General features: G+C 63.3%; 13 protein-coding genes. 5 read left to right on the plus strand and 8 right to left on the minus strand.

Going from position 1 to position 16,682, the window contains the following annotated elements:
* Positions 1–354: 354 nt before the first annotated feature.
* Positions 355–1,857, plus strand: coding sequence for an inorganic phosphate transporter (locus B0G62_RS29600; RefSeq protein ID WP_407671262.1), 1,503 nt, complete (start codon positions 355–357; stop codon positions 1,855–1,857).
* A 19-nt stretch (positions 1,858–1,876) separates the two neighbouring features.
* Here the strand turns inward: B0G62_RS29600 and B0G62_RS29605 are convergent, their stop codons facing one another.
* The 3 genes from B0G62_RS29605 to B0G62_RS29615 all read right to left on the minus strand — a co-directional run bounded on the left by B0G62_RS29605 (position 1,877) and on the right by B0G62_RS29615 (position 6,259).
* On the minus strand, positions 1,877–3,064 hold the full coding sequence (locus tag B0G62_RS29605) for a J domain-containing protein (protein WP_103707724.1): 1,188 nt from the start codon (positions 3,062–3,064) through the stop codon (positions 1,877–1,879).
* 141 nt (positions 3,065–3,205) lie between these two features.
* On the minus strand, positions 3,206–4,993 hold the full coding sequence (locus B0G62_RS29610) for a cobaltochelatase CobT-related protein (protein WP_103707725.1): 1,788 nt from the start codon (positions 4,991–4,993) through the stop codon (positions 3,206–3,208).
* Positions 4,994–5,005: 12 nt separating this feature from the next.
* The gene (locus tag B0G62_RS29615; protein WP_103707726.1) at positions 5,006–6,259 is read right to left on the minus strand and encodes an AAA family ATPase; all 1,254 of its coding nucleotides are present in this window, start codon (positions 6,257–6,259) and stop codon (positions 5,006–5,008) included.
* Positions 6,260–6,586: 327 nt separating this feature from the next.
* On the opposite strand from B0G62_RS29615, the gene B0G62_RS29620 reads away from it, so the two are divergent.
* The 3 genes from B0G62_RS29620 to B0G62_RS29630 all read left to right on the plus strand — a co-directional run bounded on the left by B0G62_RS29620 (position 6,587) and on the right by B0G62_RS29630 (position 10,893).
* The gene (locus tag B0G62_RS29620) at positions 6,587–7,684 is read left to right on the plus strand and encodes a porin (RefSeq protein WP_103707727.1); all 1,098 of its coding nucleotides are present in this window, start codon (positions 6,587–6,589) and stop codon (positions 7,682–7,684) included.
* A 331-nt stretch (positions 7,685–8,015) separates the two neighbouring features.
* The gene (gene ilvD / locus B0G62_RS29625) at positions 8,016–9,875 is read left to right on the plus strand and encodes a dihydroxy-acid dehydratase (RefSeq protein WP_103707728.1); all 1,860 of its coding nucleotides are present in this window, start codon (positions 8,016–8,018) and stop codon (positions 9,873–9,875) included.
* Between the two features lie 190 nt (positions 9,876–10,065).
* Positions 10,066–10,893 (plus strand): AraC family transcriptional regulator, encoded by an 828-nt coding sequence (locus B0G62_RS29630; RefSeq protein WP_103707729.1) that lies wholly within the window; start codon positions 10,066–10,068, stop codon positions 10,891–10,893.
* Between the two features lie 86 nt (positions 10,894–10,979).
* Here the strand turns inward: B0G62_RS29630 and B0G62_RS29635 are convergent, their stop codons facing one another.
* Positions 10,980–11,960 carry an AraC family transcriptional regulator gene (locus tag B0G62_RS29635; RefSeq protein WP_103707730.1) on the minus strand — a complete coding sequence of 327 codons (981 nt, stop codon included), beginning with the start codon at positions 11,958–11,960 and terminating at the stop codon, positions 10,980–10,982.
* A 95-nt stretch (positions 11,961–12,055) separates the two neighbouring features.
* On the opposite strand from B0G62_RS29635, the gene B0G62_RS29640 reads away from it, so the two are divergent.
* Positions 12,056–12,889 (plus strand): oxidoreductase, encoded by an 834-nt coding sequence (locus B0G62_RS29640; RefSeq protein WP_103707731.1) that lies wholly within the window; start codon positions 12,056–12,058, stop codon positions 12,887–12,889.
* A gap of 8 nt (positions 12,890–12,897) precedes the next feature.
* Here the strand turns inward: B0G62_RS29640 and B0G62_RS29645 are convergent, their stop codons facing one another.
* The 4 genes from B0G62_RS29645 to B0G62_RS29660 all read right to left on the minus strand — a co-directional run.
* Positions 12,898–13,686, minus strand: coding sequence for a metallophosphoesterase (locus B0G62_RS29645; RefSeq protein ID WP_103707732.1), 789 nt, complete (start codon positions 13,684–13,686; stop codon positions 12,898–12,900).
* Positions 13,687–13,746: 60 nt separating this feature from the next.
* A complete protein-coding gene (locus B0G62_RS29650; RefSeq protein ID WP_103707733.1) occupies positions 13,747–14,763 on the minus strand; it encodes a lysylphosphatidylglycerol synthase domain-containing protein in 1,017 nt (338 codons plus the stop codon).
* A 72-nt stretch (positions 14,764–14,835) separates the two neighbouring features.
* Positions 14,836–16,014 (minus strand): bacteriohopanetetrol glucosamine biosynthesis glycosyltransferase HpnI, encoded by a 1,179-nt coding sequence (hpnI, locus tag B0G62_RS29655; protein ID WP_103707736.1) that lies wholly within the window; start codon positions 16,012–16,014, stop codon positions 14,836–14,838.
* Between the two features lie 86 nt (positions 16,015–16,100).
* A partial coding sequence (locus B0G62_RS29660; RefSeq protein ID WP_146055383.1) for a radical SAM protein occupies positions 16,101–16,682 on the minus strand: 582 nt, incomplete at its 5' end.

Raw genomic sequence — 16,682 nt, forward strand, 5'->3', positions numbered from 1 at the left:
TCCGACGCAAAAGCCGCGGCAGCCGCATGGGGCGGGCGCCGCGGCGCAGTGGCACATCGCAGCGTGGTCATGCTGGTGCAACGCTACCGCGCGTTGTGCGACACTGTGGCCTCTCGAACGGACCGCCGCGATCGCGGCGCGCCGAACGCGCCCCGCCCCTTTCCCTGCTCGATGCCGCGACGTTTGCAAACGGCATCGGCTGGCGTGATGTTTTCCGGCGCCGCGCACGAGGCTCACAAGCCCAACCCATAGCGCACGCATATGCCGGACATCCCCATATCCCCCTTAAGCGCGGTGCATCCACGCCGACGCGGTCTCGCCGTCACGCTGTTCTTTCTCATCATCGCGATCGGCATGATCTACGTTATCGATCATCTGTTCGTCGACCTGCGCACCGTGCGGGAAAGCTCCGCGCTGCCCTTCGTGCTGCTCGGCATCGCGTTGATGATCGCGCTCGGCTTCGAATTCGTGAACGGCTTTCACGACACGGCCAATGCGGTCGCCACCGTCATCTACACGAACTCGCTCGACCCGCATCTGGCCGTCGTGTGGTCGGGCATGTGGAATTTCCTCGGCGTATTGGTGTCGAGCGGCGCGGTGGCTTTCGGCATCCTGCAGCTTCTGCCGGTCGAACTGATTCTGCAGGTTGGCAGCAGCGCGGGTTTCGCGATGGTGTTCGCCCTGCTCATCGCCGCCATCATCTGGAATCTGGGTACCTGGTATCTCGGCCTGCCTTCGTCGAGTTCGCATACGCTGGTCGGCTCGATCATCGGCGTGGGCATCATGAACCAGTGGATCAGCGGGCCGTCGGGCACGTCGGGCGTCGATTGGGCGCAGGCGGCAGGCGTGGGCAAGGCCTTGCTGTTCTCGCCGATCGTGGGCTTCGTGCTGTCCGCGCTCATGCTGATCGCGCTGAAGTTCCTCGTGCGCAAGCCCAGCCTCTATCGCCAGCCGGAGCCGAACAAACCGCCACCGTTCTGGATTCGCCTGCTGCTCATCGGCACCTGCACGGGCGTGTCGTTCGCGCACGGCTCCAACGATGGCCAGAAAGGCATGGGTCTCATCATGCTGATCCTGATCGGCGTGGTGCCCACTGCCTACGCGCTCAACAAGGCCGTGACGCCCAGCGAAACCGACACTTTCGTGGCCGCCGCGCGCGCGGCCTCCGTCACGCTCGTTCATTACGCCCCCGCCACGCCGCCCGACGATCCACGCGCCGAAGTCGAAGCCTACGTGCGGACGCACCGCCTGCAACCGGCCACGTTGCCTGCATTGCACGCGCTGACCGACACCATCGCGGATCAGGTGAGCCTGTCCGGATCGATGGCGCAGGTGCCGCAAGTCATCGTCGATAACGTGCGCAACAACATGTACGTGGCTTCCGAAGCGATCCGGCTGATGGAAAAAGCGAAAACGCCCGCGTTTTCCGCCGCCGACGCCGCCACGCTGGACGACTTCCGCAAGCAGATGGATCACGCGACCAAGTTCATTCCCACGTGGGTGAAGGTGGCCGTCGCCATTGCACTGGGTCTCGGGACGATGGTGGGATGGAAACGCATCGTCGTGACCGTGGGCGAGAAGATCGGCAAACAGCATCTCACCTATGGCCAGGGCGCTTCCGCCGAAGCGGTGGCGATGCTGACGATTGGCCTCGCCGATGTCTATGGCCTGCCCGTTTCGACGACGCACGTGCTTGCCTCGGGCGTGGCGGGCACAATGGCCGCCAATGGCTCGGGCCTGCAAGGGTCCACCGTGCGCAATCTCGTGCTGGCGTGGGTGCTCACGCTGCCTGCGTCGATTGCGCTATCGGCCGCGCTGTATTGGGTATTTCGTCAGGTATTCCGATCGAATCGATAGTGGTATGCCGCGGCGGCGCTTACACGCGTCCCGCGATATCCGCTTCGACACGTCTGCGCAGATCGCGCACGACCTTCGCGGCAGGCACGAGCCACCACGTAGGCGCTTGCACGCCGAAATCCCACGCGATGCGCGTCGCGCCCGCGCCGGCGGCCTGCGCGCGACAGCGAAACGTCACGGCCTGGTGCGTTTCGCTCTCGCCATGCGGCTTCGTCGAATAACGCAACACCGCCTGCAATTCAAAGCCTTTGTCGTCGGGCGACAGCGCGCCGGTTTCGACTTGCCAGACCGCGCCATGACGGCTTGTGCCACGCAACGCCGCCGTCACGCGCCGCCAGGTTTCGCGCGCGGGCAGCGGTACGCCATGCACGCGCCCTGCCCGATCCGCGCGATGCAAGGTGCGTTGCGACCAGGCGAAGCCGCCCGCCAGCACCGCACCGGCCGCAATCAGCAGCGTTTGCAGCAACACCGCGAGCCATCGCCATGAACCCGTCGCATCGAACACGCTAAAAACAAGCCGGTGCGCGACCACGAAAAGCGCGATCAACACGACAATGACAGCGCTTAGCGTCATGAGCCAGCCGCGCGACGGGTCGTCGAAACGCGCGAAAAAGAAGTTGCGGATGGCATGGCCTTCGGAGGGCGCGAGTTCGGGGACGACAGGCATTGTGTCAGGCTCTTGATCGACGTCCAGCGACGCGGCACTTGAGGCGGCCTGCTCGTTTTCTCGCCAGGCTGCGTGCGCGGCTCGCTCGCGCGCAGCGTCATCGCGCAGGCGCACGATCTCGCCGATCAGCCGTTCGCGCTCGGTCTGCATACGCGCCATCTCGGCCAGCGTGCGCAGCTTGTCGCGCTGCAAACCGTCGAGTTCGCCATGCAGGCGATCGCGGCGCAATTCCAGTTCGCGCATCTGCTCTCGCACGCGCAACCGTTGCGCGTGGCCAGGCGCCGATCCGCTCGCGGGCGCTTCGTGATGCGCGGCCCAGTAGGCCTCCAGCACCTCGCGCGCCTCCTTGATCCGCTTGAACTGTTCGTCGGCCCAATGCAGCGACGCGGCGGTGGGATGCCGCCATTTGTCGGGGTGGAAAATCTGCGCGAGTTGTCGATAGTTGTGCTTGATATCGGCCGCGCTGGCACCCGGCTCGAGATCGAGCCGGTAGTAGAGGCGATCGTAGTCGTCGTGAGTCCTCGGGTCGGGAGCGTGCATGACCTAAGTACCGGATGGCTTTTGAGTGGCTTTGTTCAGGGGAATCGTCGCGCGCTGCACGACGATATTGTTCGACAAGGTATATCAGCCCTGCGCGGCACGCAAGGCGCGGGCCTGCAACGGCCTGGATTCAAGCGGCGTTTAGCGCGGCCGCGCGAGCATCCGGCTCAGCGTCGCGAACGCAACGGCAGGCAATTCGTGGAGCTTGCGCACGACCACGGCATGGGGATAAAACGCCTCGACCGAATCGTCCTGAATGCCGATGCCCACGAGTTCGATGCCCTGCGCGCTCACCTCGGCCACGCGCGCGTGCAGGTCGCTGCGCAGGATCACCGGATCGCCGTCGCCGGTGGAGGGACAGCCATCCGAGAGCACGAACAGCAGATGCCGCCGCGCCTTGCGCGCCGCAAGCCGTCTGGCGGCCCACGTGAGCGCCTCGCCGTCGGGGTTTTCGTGGCCGCATTCGATCGCCGCGAGACCGCTCGGATCGCGCGCATCGAAGCGCTTGAAGATGCGCAGATCGAGCCGTTCGACCAGCCGGTTATAGCGACGCAGATCGACACCCGCTGCGCGCTCACGCTCGTAATGTTCGCGCATCGGCGGCGACTCCACCGAGCTATAGCCGAGCACTTCGGCCTCGAAATCAAGCTGTATCAGCGCATCGGCAAGCGCCGCCGCGCACAGCCGAGCGAGTTCGATCTTGCGGCCGGCCATCGAGCCGCTCAGATCGAGCAGCAGCGTCACGGCGGCATCGCGCCCGCTCGCGTGCGCGCTCACGCGAAAAGGCGTGCGGTAGCCGTGCGAGACCGCCAGCCGTGCAAGCGCGCTGCGGTCGATCTCGCCGCGCTCCTGCTCGTGCTTCCAGTGGGTGCGTTCCTCGGCTTTGAGCACGCGTTCGAGATGCGTCTTGAGCGCGCCGGTTTCCGCGCGCGCGAGCGTGCGCAACTTGCGCCAGGCGGTGGCGTCGCCGCTGCCGGTGAGATCGATGACAAGGTCGAAGGCCGTGGTGAGCGGAATCGAGCGCTGCGGTTTCGCGAAGGCACCTTCGGTACCGGACGTGCGCGGCGCAGCGGTATCGGCCTCCGAAAGCGCTGCACCGGGCGCTGAATCGGCGTGCGCCTGCGCATCGGCGGCAATATCGAGCGCCTGTGTGGCTTGTAAAGCCTCCTCCCCTTCCAGCGCTAACGCGAACGCCGTGTCGTCGTGTGCGCCGAACTCGTCGAGTTCACGCGCGAGCGCTTCGTCATCGAGTTCTTCGACTGGATGCGCCGTCTGCATCATGTTGTTCGCACCGCGCGAGGCCAGCGAACGCACGCCCGCAACGATGGCCTGCGCCGCCCGCACGCTCGCATTCGTTGAATGGCTCGCGCGTGCCGCCGCGAGCGGCCCTTGCGCGTCCTCCAGCACGCGCAGCGCCGCCGCCAGCGAGGTCACATCGCGCTCGTCGACTTCGGCAGGCTCATCCCACAGCGTGCGCTCGATGGCCCACACCAGACGCTCCGGCCAGGTGAGCGTCTGCCAGCGCCGCGCCGCATCGCGTGCGAGTTGCGCGCGCCAGCACGCAACATAACGGCGTGCGCCTGGAAATTGCGCCGCAAGACGCTCCATGACGCGCCGGTCTTCGACGATCTGCGCAATACGCCCCGTCACGCCCGCCTGTGCGGTATCGAGCCGATGCACCGCGCTATGACGCCAGCGCGCCGCGAGCAGATCCAGATAGCCTGTGAGCAGGGCTTCTTCGCCTTCGATATCCTCGACTGATTCGGCATCCTGTTCATTTTCGAGAACGCGAGACGGCAGCACGAATCGCTCGCGCTCCACGCGAGGACCACCCGCGCCGATCGACACCGTCAAGCGCGGCTCACCGGTCAACACGCGCGCGAGCTTGCCGAGGCGCGCTTCGAGAGCGTCGATCCGGGAGCTGTCCATAGGCGGCTTACGTCACTCGCTCGCGCCGGCACCCGCACCGGCATCGGAAATCGCGTGATGGCGAATGATGCTGCGGATGAGCGCCGCATCTTCCGCACTCACCTTCGCGTAGATCGCGGGGCCAGCCGCGCGCTCGACATCGCCCGTGCGCAGCATCAGTTCGGCCCAGTCGATCAGACGGCGTGTGGAAAACGCGCTCGCCAGATCCTCGCGCGCGAACGCGGCACGGCAATCCGCGGCAATGGCGGCGAGCGTTTGCGCAATCGCGGGCGTCAACAGCGGCAAAGTCCGAAGCAATACTTCGGTCTCCTCTTCTTTCGACAGATAGTCGAACAGATACACGCGCCAACGGTCGAGAAACGCCTCGTTAAGCAGATTCGCCCCTTGATACAGGTGCCGGTACGCACTCATCGCACCCGCCGCATTGGCCGTGGCAAAGAGACGAAACGATGGATGCGGCGCGACGATCTCGTTGCCGCGCTCTTTCAGCAGCAGCCGGCCATTGGGTTCCAGCACGGCGGTCAGCACCGCCAGGATCGACGGTTCCGCGAAGTCGAGTTCGTCGATGATGAGCCAGTAGCCCTCGCGCATCGCCACCGGCAGCACACCGTCCACCCAGACGGTCTCGCCGCCCTTGACGGTCCAGAAACCCACGAAATCGCCGATGGTGGTCTGCCCGTTCATATTCGCGCGCAATACGCCGTGTCCCGTACGCGCGGCCACCTGCTCGATGAAGCTCGTTTTGCCCGAGCCCGTGTGCCCGATCAGCATGACCCGGCGGTTCTCGACGATATCGAGCGCGATGTCGTCGGTGCGCGCGGTGAAGAGATACGCGTCGTTGATGCGCGGCACGAGCGCCGATACCGTGCCTTCAGGCGCCAGCGGCATTTCGATGGCGCCGATGCGAACGCGTGCGATGTCGGGCCGATCCGCCTCGCGCGCGGTGCGCCCGAGCGCCACGGCGCGCTCAAGCTCCACCGCGAAGCGGCTGCCTGCTTCGACGGCGCGCGCCTCGTCCTCGCGCCCGGCGCCGGAAACGAAGCCCTCGCGGCGCCACTTGAGCAGTTTCGCCTCCAGATTGTCGAGATCGACCACCGTGTCGATGTCCACCGTGCCCTGGGCGTCGCTGCCGTGGCCGTGCTCGATGCGGAACATGTGCGCGCGCTCGGATAGCGACACGCGCCACCATTCGCGCGCGGCGCCGGAGCCACGCGTATAGACGCCCTCGGGGCCGTCGTTTTGAACTGCGAGAACCTGGGTATTCATCCGCGTAAAAAGAAAACGTGCGAAATAAAGAATTAGGGGAAACCCGATTATTAACCGGTCATCTTACTCGCTCGTGTTAATTCGCAGACGCCGGAGGCATCACCTTCAAATCCCCGCGAATGCCCCGGATAGCGGGCATTCGCGCATTGCGCCAGTCCATGTTGTAGCCGTGCGACACCGCATTAAATTTATTGCAGAAGTTTTAATGGTTGGAAATATTATCGCCACTTTCGTGCGCAAAACACCGCCCACGTATACCGGTTCGAAGACTAACGCCAGCGCCCGCACCCCTGCATCGCTGGATCAACGATTACAAACGGGGATTACATGAAGAAGACCACCGCAGCACTCGGCGCAGCCCTGCTGGCCATCTCGGCACAGTCCGCTTTCGCACAAAGCTCGGTCACGCTGTACGGTATCGTCGATACCAGCATCCGCTACCTCACGAACGCCAACGCCGCCAATGACAGCCAGGTCCAGATGGGCGTCGGCCCGATCACCGGCAGCCGCTGGGGCCTGAAGGGCCAGGAAGATCTGGGCGGCGGTCTGTCCGCTGTGTTCCGCCTCGAAAACGGCTTTAACCTCTGGAACGGCCAGCTCGCCAGCTCGGGCACGCTGTTCAACCGGATGGCGTATGTCGGTCTGCAAAGCAACCAGTACGGCGCCGTGACCTTCGGCCGCCAGAACACCCCGCTGTTCGATCAACTGGGCAACGTGTTCGACCCGCTGACGGTCGGCAACTTCGACCAGGACAGCTGGCTGCCGGGCGCGCTCGGCTATGGCCTGCGCCAGAACAACTCGGTCAAGTATGACGGCCACTTCGGCGGCCTCGAAGTCGAGGCGATGTACAGCTTCGGCGGCGTGGCAGGCAGCACCGGCGCGAACAACATGTACGGCGTGACCGCGGCCTACGCGTTCGGCCCGTTCCAGATCGATGCCGGCTATCAGCAGAACAGCGACCTGCACAACAACAAGTACCGCGTCGCCAACGTGAGCGGCGTGTACCAGATCGGCCCGGTCAAGGCGATGGCAGGCTGGCTCTACGGCCAGGACAACACCGGCATCGTCGACCTGTACATGGGCGCGTCGGGCTCTCCGGCAGCGAACTTCTCGACGCCGGTGACGGGTACCAACCGCATCGACAACGGCCTCTACGCCGGCGCCGTGTGGCAAGTGACGGCACCGCTGACGGTCACCGCCGCTTACTACTACGACCACGCCAGCAACGCGCTGAACTCGGATGGCACGACGCTGAGCACCGGCGTGCGCTACTCGGCCGTGCTGCTCGCCGAATACGCCCTGTCCAAGCGCACCGAAGTCTACGGCACGGTGGACTTCACGCGTGGCACGGGCGCGGCTACGGCCGACTTCCCGGGCCGCAACAACCAGACCGGCGTTGCCGTCGGCCTGCGCAACATCTTCTGATGTCGCGTGCCGGCTGGCAGTATCGGCCGGCGCAAAGCGATCCCTGGGATCGCCGAAAACCGCATGCGGATATCGCGTGCGGTTTTTTTTCGCCCATACCCCCGGATGGCGCGGCAAAAAACCTTGCGCGCGCACGCAAATGCGCACAACCGACGCACGAGCGCCTCATAATCGGCCCGGAATCAGGCAACCAGGACGCCATCGCGGCGCGTATGGGATAATTGCAGAGTCTGCCCGAGGCGCCGCTCAAAAGGTTGGCTGCGCGGGCGCGCGAGGGGCCTTTATTCCCGTGGCCCGCTAATTTTTCAGCGATTTTTAACTAGCACCCACGATGCCCGCATACCGCTCCAAAACCTCCACCGCCGGCCGCAACATGGCAGGTGCGCGCTCCCTCTGGCGCGCCACCGGCATGAAAGACGAAGACTTCGCCAAGCCGATCATCGCCGTCGTCAACTCGTTCACCCAGTTCGTGCCCGGTCACGTGCACCTGAAAGACCTGGGCCAGCTAGTCGCGCGCGAAATCGAGGCTGCGGGCGGCGTCGCCAAGGAATTCAACACCATCGCTGTCGACGACGGCATCGCGATGGGCCACGACGGCATGCTCTACTCGCTGCCGAGCCGCGACATCATCGCCGATTCGGTCGAATACATGGTCAACGCGCACTGCGCCGACGCCATGGTCTGCATCTCGAACTGCGACAAGATCACCCCCGGCATGCTGATGGCCGCGATGCGCCTGAACATCCCGGTGATCTTCGTGTCGGGTGGCCCGATGGAAGCCGGCAAGACGCGCCTGGCAAACCCGGTCACCAAGACCATCGAAGTCAAGAAGCTCGACCTGATCGACGCGATGGTGATCGCCGCCGACAGCAAGTACTCGGACGCCGAAGTCGCCGAAGTCGAACGCTCGGCCTGCCCGACCTGCGGCTCGTGCTCGGGCATGTTCACGGCCAACTCGATGAACTGTCTGACCGAAGCGCTGGGCCTCTCGCTGCCGGGCAACGGCACGGTGGTCGCCACGCACGCGGACCGCGAACAGCTCTTCAAGCGCGCCGGTCAGCGTATCGTCTCGCTCGCGCGCGAATACTACGAAGGCGAAAACGACCGCGTGCTGCCGCGCTCGGTGGGCTTCAAGGCATTCGAAAACGCCATGACGCTCGACATCGCCATGGGCGGCTCGACCAACACGATCCTGCACTTGCTGGCAATCGCCCAGGAAGCGGAAATCGAATTCACCATGCGCGACATCGACCGCCTCTCGCGCGTCGTGCCGCAGTTGTGCAAGGTCGCGCCGAACACCAACAAGTACCACATCGAAGACGTGCACCGCGCAGGCGGCATCATGGCGATCCTGGGCGAACTGGACCGCGCCGGCAAGCTGCACACCGACGTGCCGACCGTGCATGCGCCGACGATGAAGGACGCGCTGGAGCAGTGGGACGTGACGCTCACGAAGGACGAAGCGGTCAAGACGTTCTACATGGCGGGTCCGGCGGGCATTCCGACGCAAACCGCGTTCAGCCAGAACACGCGCTGGCCGGACCTCGACACGGATCGCGCCGAAGGCTGCATCCGCTCGTACGAGCACGCTTTCTCGAAGGAAGGCGGCCTGGCCGTGCTGACCGGCAACATCGCGCTCGACGGCTGCGTGGTGAAGACGGCAGGCGTCGATGAAAGCATCCACGTGTTCGAAGGCACGGCGCACGTGACCGAGTCGCAGGACGAAGCCGTGGCCAACATCCTCGCCGACAAGGTCAAGGCCGGTGACGTGGTGATCGTGCGTTACGAGGGCCCCAAGGGCGGTCCCGGTATGCAGGAAATGCTCTACCCGACCAGCTATATCAAGTCGAAGGGCCTGGGCAAGGATTGCGCGCTGCTGACCGATGGCCGCTTCTCGGGTGGCACGTCGGGCCTGTCGATCGGTCACTGCTCGCCGGAAGCGGCTGCGGGCGGTGCGATCGGTCTGGTGCGCGACGGCGACAAGATCCGTATCGATATCCCGAACCGCTCGATCAACGTGCTGGTTTCGGATGAGGAACTGGCGCGCCGCCGCGAAGAGCAGAACGCCAAGGGCTGGAAGCCGGTGCAACCGCGTCCGCGCAAGGTTTCGGCTGCGCTCAAGGCCTATGCGAAGCTGGTAACGTCGGCCGATAAGGGCGCTGTGCGCGATCTTTCGTTGCTCGATGATTGATTGCTTTTGATTGCGCGGCCTTTTGTGGGTCTGCGTGATTGATGGTGGAAAAAAACGCCATCGCTCCAATGCCGTTCAGTTAAACGACTGAACGGCATTTTTGTTTTTGATGCAGGTTCCAGGGCGCGCGAGTTACCGTCCCGTGATAGCGTAGATGTCTTCGTCTTACGTCTTGATGCATCGGCACTCCATGACCCAAGCCGCGCCTCCCATCCTCGACGACGCGCCCGGCCGAGGCCGCTCGCTCGCGCGCCATTATCCGCGCGGTCTGCATATCGAGCCGCACTCGCACACATGGGCGCAGGTGCTTTACGCGGTCTCCGGCGTGATGTGGGTCGAAGCCGGCAGCGAAGCATTGGTCGTGCCGCCGCAGCGCGCCGTCTGGCTACCGCCTGGCACAACGCACGCCATCCACATGATGAGCGAAGTCGAGATGCGCAATCTGTACCTGCACGAGCGCGACATCGGTCCTCTGAGCACGCGCTCCGAGGTGTTTCAGATCGACGGCTTGCTGCGCGAACTGATTCGCACCATCGCCGAACACGAAGCCGAGCGCGACGATGCCTGGCTCGCCACCGCCTCGCAACTCGCCGCGATGGAACTGGCCCACGCGCGGCGTTCGTCGCTGCGTGTGCCGCTGCCGGATGCCGCGGGCACCACGGGCTCGGGCGACCGGCGCCTTGCCATGCTATGTCGCGCCGTCATCGACGATCCTTCCAACGAGATCGCCTTCGAGCAACATGCCGCGTCCGTGGGTGCGAGCGTACGTACGCTCGCGCGCCTTTTCACGCGGGAACTGGGTCTGGGATTCGCGCAATGGCGGCGTCAGGTGCAGCTTGCCATCGCGGTGTCGCGGCTCGCCGAGGGGCAATCGGTCAGCGCCGTCGCGCGGCAGCTTGGCTATCTGCCAAGCAGTTTCAGCGATATGTTCCGCCGCGAGCTGGGCGTGGCGCCGAGCGAATACCGCCCCGTCGAAACACTCGGGCAAATACATGCCGATAACGGCGCCATGCTGTGACCCGCCGCCTAGATATCGAGTAAAAACACTTCGTAGTGTCCATGTGTGAGCAACAAGGCATCGAGTTTCGCCACCTGCAAACCCATTCAATGCGACGACACATAGATCGCATCGTCGAATGCTTCCGGTATCGCGAAGCTTTCACGCATGCGTCGTGCTTCCGCAGCGGGCGTTAAACCAAACAGTCTCTTGAATTCCCTGCTGAACTGGGATGCGCTCGTGTAACCCACGGCATGGCTCGCTGCTTCCGCGGTCAGGTCCTGACGAATCATCAATAGACGCGCCTGATGCAAGCGCGTCGATTTCACGTACTGCATCGGCGACACCCGGGTGATCGTCTTGAAGTGGCTGTGGAAGCCAGGCACGCTCATGCCCGCTTCCCTGGCCAGTTGCATCACGTCCAGCGGTTGCGCGTAGCTGGCATGGATCAAACGTAACGATCGCCCTATGCGGCCGAACTGCCCTTTCATCGCCAACGCCTCACGCATCGAGCTTCCTTGCGCGCCGGTGAGCACACGGAAATAAAGTTCACGCAGCAGGCTCGGCCCCAGTACCGCCGCTTCCAGCGGCCGATGCATCGCTTCCAGAAAGCGCAGGACGGAAATCTGCATGGCATCGTCCAAGGGAGTCGACATCATGCTTTGTGGCGCCTGCACGTGCTGCTTCTGTTCCATTGCGCCTTCACGATCGATTTGCGCCGCCAGCTCGGCAGCGAGGGCGAAATCGAGGTGCAGATAGAGCGCCAGCAACGGGTGCGTCTCGCTAGCCTCGGTTTCCATGCTGAACGGCACAGGGACGGACACAGCCAGGTAATGCTCTTCGTCGTAGAGATAAAGCTGATCGCCGAAATAGCCGCGCTTGCGGCCCTGACAAACGATCACGATGCCGGGATCGTAGAGCACCGGCGTGCGCGCCAGCGGCCGGTTAGAACGCAGGATACGCACGCCCGGCAGCGCGGTGAGGTTGTAGCCCTCGTCCGGCGCCAGCGTGTGCAGCAACGCAATCATGCGCTTGCGGTTTCGTGGGGACAGGTCAGATCGGGCAAAGGAAGCTCGCGTCACGCTCATAGTTTCAGGCAAGATAATTAGCAGAATCAGGCTTATTTTGTTCTTCTCGCGAGACTAGTATGCACTCTCCAGCCACGATTCCAGGAGAGATTTTCATGTCGTCCAGCAAAATTCTGCTCATCACAGGCGTCAGCAGCGGCTTCGGACGGGCGCTCGCACAAGAGGCGCTAGCAGCCGGTCACACCGTCGTCGGAACGGTAAGGAGTACAGAAGCTCGGCGCGATTTCGAAGCACTATCCGCCAACTCGGCGTTCGCTCGCAAGCTCGATGTGACTGACTTCGACGCGATCGACGCAACGGTGGCCGATATTGAGGCGAACATCGGCCCAATCGACGTTCTGGTCAACAATGCGGGCTATGGGCACGAAGGCGTGATGGAAGAATCGCCCTTGTCCGAAATGCGCAGGCAATTCGACGTGAATGTGTTTGGCGCGGTCGCAATGATGAAGGCCATTCTGCCCTTCATGCGCGCGCGCAAACGCGGCCACATTCTGAATATCACGTCGATGGGCGGCTATATCACCCTGCCTGGCATTGCTTATTATTGCGGCAGCAAGTTCGCGCTCGAAGGGATATCCGAAGCACTCGGCAAAGAGGTCAAACCGTTCGGCATCGCCGTCACAGCCGTCGCGCCGGGATCTTTCCGCACCGACTGGGCTGGCCGCTCGATGACGCGCACGCCGCGCTCGATTGCCGACTACGACGCCCTCTTCGACCCTGTCCGTCAGGCACGCGAAGAAAAAAGCGGCAAGCAGCTGGGCGACCCTCGCAAGGCGGCGCTCGCGATGCTCGCGGTGATCGACTCGGAGAAGCCGCCTGCGCATCTTCTACTCGGTAGCGATGCGCTTGGGCTGGTGAGAAACAAACTGGCGGAGCTGGAAAAGGAGATTCGCGACTGGGAGACCGTGACGATCTCGACCGACGGCTGAAAAAAGCCTCAAATCTCGACGACGCAATGCGAATCGAACGCCCGGTTTTCCCACTGCAAATCGGCATCGCTATGCGCCGATGCCAGATTCAACGGATAACCGCGCGGATTCGCAATCACACGCGCGCCCCCCGAGCGGTAATCGAACGAATCATGCACATGACCGTGAATCCAGAGATCCGCAAACGGCAACAGCCTGCGCAAGTCGCTCAAAAACCCCGCATTGACGGGATGATCGCGAAATCGCTCATGGATGGAATCCGGCGACACGCCATGATGCGTAATCACGACCGTCTTCCCGCAAAAAGGCGTGGCGAGTTCCTTCACGAGCCACTGGATCGCGCTGCGATGTTCGGCAAGCGCATCTTCAGGACCAAACGGTGCGCCGTCCTCGCGCCGGATCGACCGATGATCGGACATCGCGTCGCGTGCGTATTCCATGCTTTTATCGCGATCGCCGTACAGCGCGTAATCCGTCCACAGGCAGCAGCCGAGAAAGCGCACGTTATCCAGCTCGACCGATCTGCGTTCAAGATAGTGGATGTTGGTCCCTTGTGCGCGCTCGGCGATCGCGCTCACGGTTTCGCTGTAGCCCGCGCCATAAGCCTCATGATTGCCGCTGACGTAGACCACCGGCACGGGCCAGTCGGCGAAACGGTCCACGCCCGCCGCTCCGAGATGAATATCGCCCGCGAGTATCAGCAGATCGGCGCCAGGCGCGACCTCCAGCGCAGGACTGACGGGAAACTTCTTTTGCAGGGCATCGAGATGAAGATCCGACGCAATCTGTACTCGCATAGCTTGTTGCCAAATTCTCAAAGACGGATCAGCGGCTGGTTTTAGACCGCATGGCCAGCGTCACGTTTTTTGCACAGGCGCGCCAGAGCCCATGGCCTGTTTCTGCTCGTCGCGCGACGAAGTATATTCGGCCAGTTGCCATGCGACCAGACCCGGCACATAGAACAACAGGTCACGGATGCGGCGCGCACCCGCGAGCGCGAGGCAGGTCGGCGCGTCGAAACCGAACAGCGATCCGATCAGCACGAAACCGCCCTCCTGGACGCCCAGGCTCGCCGGCACGAGAAACGCGATGCTGCTGACGATCTGGATCAACGCTTCGATGACGCAGGCCTGCGCGAAGGTTGGCTGCGCGCCGAGCACACGCAGCGCGAGCCAGATTTCGAGCGAGAAGCCAATGAACTGAATCGTCTGCCAGATAAACAGGTAGCGCAGCACCGTGCCTTTGCGACGCCAGATCAGCTTGACGGCCTGGTCGATACGCACCGACTGGCCCACCAGTTCGACCAGTTTCCCGCTCGTCGCCTGATTGAGCACGCGCGCGAAGCGCTCGAAAGGCCGCGCATGCTGGACCAGCGCGAACAGCACCAGCACGGGCACGGCCGCGCTGATGCTCCAGAGCAGCGTGCTCACCGTGCGCGCGGCGCTGGAGCTCGAACCATCGAGCACATAGGCACACGCGAGAAAGGCAAACAGAAGCTGGCTGATCAACGTCAGTTGAATATCGACGACAAGACTGCCAAGCGCAGTCGCGGGACGCACGCCGAGGCGGCCAAGCAGGCGAAACGAGACAATCTCGCCGCCCACGCGCGCGACCGGCAACAGTCCGTTCACCGATTCGCGGATCCACACGATTTTAAGCATCGTCAGCAGTGGTGGACGCTCTGCGGGACGGATCAGCGTGCGCCAATCCCATGCATTCGCCCACATCGGCAGGATATGGACCACGGCTGCGAGCACGAGTCCCAATCCCGCTTCACGCATCAAGCGCCACGTGGTCTGCGGATGTTCACGCCAGACCAGAAACACGGCCACGGCAAAACCGGCCAATGCGGCTATACGGCCAAGCTGCTTCATCAATCACGCCCTCTTGCGCGCTCTTTTGTGTACATCACCGACCTTGCGAAATCCCGCACGATGCAGGTTCGCTCACTCATCGCGAACTGGCGACAGCATGCCATTGCCGTCCACGCTGAATCGAATGCCGCGCCATACGACGCCTGACGAACCGAAACTCGCAAGATAGACGGCAAATTGCAGCATGTCGCAGAGCGGCAGGTTCCACAACCCGCGCGTGCGGCCATGAATGGCGCGATCGACGCAAAGGACCAGCAAAGCGCGGGCCAGCAGCGCGGCGCCGGCGATCAGACAGGCTGCCGTTGCGCCGCCCGAAAACGCCACGGCGAGTATGGCAAGCGGCAACGGGTGCATCAGCACGGCGCCAAGATGGCCGGAGCGGTCAGCCGCGCGTATCGTGCGGCTCCAGCGCAATTCGTGCGTGAAGAAGTCCGCGAAGGTGTCCTCCACGCAGGCATGCTGGACGATCAGCGGCGGAATCGCCACCGACTTGCCGATGCGGCGCACGGCTTCCCCTAGCGCGTGGTCTTCGGCTAGATGATGGGCGAACTGTCGCAGACCGCCAATCGCGTCCAGCGTCTGTCTCGTGAGCGCAATCGTCTGTCCAAAGCATGGCCGCGCGCGCCCGATGGCCACGCCCGTAATCACGCCAGGCAGGAAATGATAGTTCGTCAGCGCCGCGCCGACGCGGGGCCAGAATCCGGGCGCACACAGGCCGCGATAGACCGTGGTGACCAGACCCACACCGGGATCGTCAAGCGTGCCCACCACCGTGCGCAGATAATTGCTGTCGACCCTCACATCGCTATCCGCAAAACACAGAATGTCGTGGCTCGCGTATTCAAGCATATTGACGAGATTCGCGATCTTTCGGTTCGGGCCATATAGTCGCCCATCCGCGACGATCGTAATGGCCGCATCAGGAAAGCGCGCGCGCAATGCTTCGACGCGCTTGAGCGCAGTGTCGTTCGCGTCGTGCACGCCAAACAGATATTGAACCGGTCCTGGGTAATCCTGATTAAAGAAAGATTCCAGGTGACCGGACAGTTGCCATTCGTCGCCATGCAGCGGCTTTATCACGGTCACGCCTGGAAACTGCACGGGCACGTTGACGCTGCGCGCGAAAAACCGTCCAACCAGCAGGCTCGCCAGCAAGGTGTAAATAATGCCAAGCGACGCCGCTGCGCCGAACAGCACCGCGATCGCGTCAAGCAGCACGTGCTCGACATGGGGCGAAGCGATATCCGTCATCGTCGTCGCCACCACAGCAGAGAGGAGAATCACAAGCGCTGGCGCTCGCAGGTTCGTGAAAAAGATGCCCTTGCGCGAGCCGTTCATCATGCCTCGTGCGCGCGCAGGAAGCGGAAGAACTCCACGCCTTCGCGCAGACGGCGTTTCATCATGTCCCAGCTCGTGAGCATTTCGCGCACGATTTCCCAGATCTTCGACGGTCGGAAATAAAACTGCCGATAGAACTGTTCGAGGTGGTGATAAATCTCCTCGCGCGACAGATGCGGATAGCCGATCGCGGCCAGTTGCACGCCTTCCTTGCTCACCAGGTTGATGACCTTGTTCTCTTCCATCCAGCCGTTTTCCACCGCCTGCTTGTACAGCGTCGTGCCCGGATACGGCGCCGCCAGCGACACCTGAATCGTGTGCGGATTGATTTCCTTCGCGTACTCGATCGTCTTCGCAATGGTTTCCTGGGTCTCGCCCGGCAGACCCAGAATGAACGTGCCGTGAATCTTGATGCCGAGCTTCTTGCAGTCCGCGCTGAAGCGGCGGGCGAAATCGGTGCGCACGCCCTTCTTGATGTTCACGAGGATCTGGTCGTCGCCACTCTCGAAGCCCACCAGCAGCAGACGCAGGCCGTTTTCCTTCATCACCTTGAGCGTCCTGTACGGCACGTTGGCCTTCGC

The sequence above is a fragment of the Paraburkholderia eburnea genome (assembly GCF_002917095.1).
Taxonomy (GTDB): domain Bacteria; phylum Pseudomonadota; class Gammaproteobacteria; order Burkholderiales; family Burkholderiaceae; genus Paraburkholderia; species Paraburkholderia eburnea.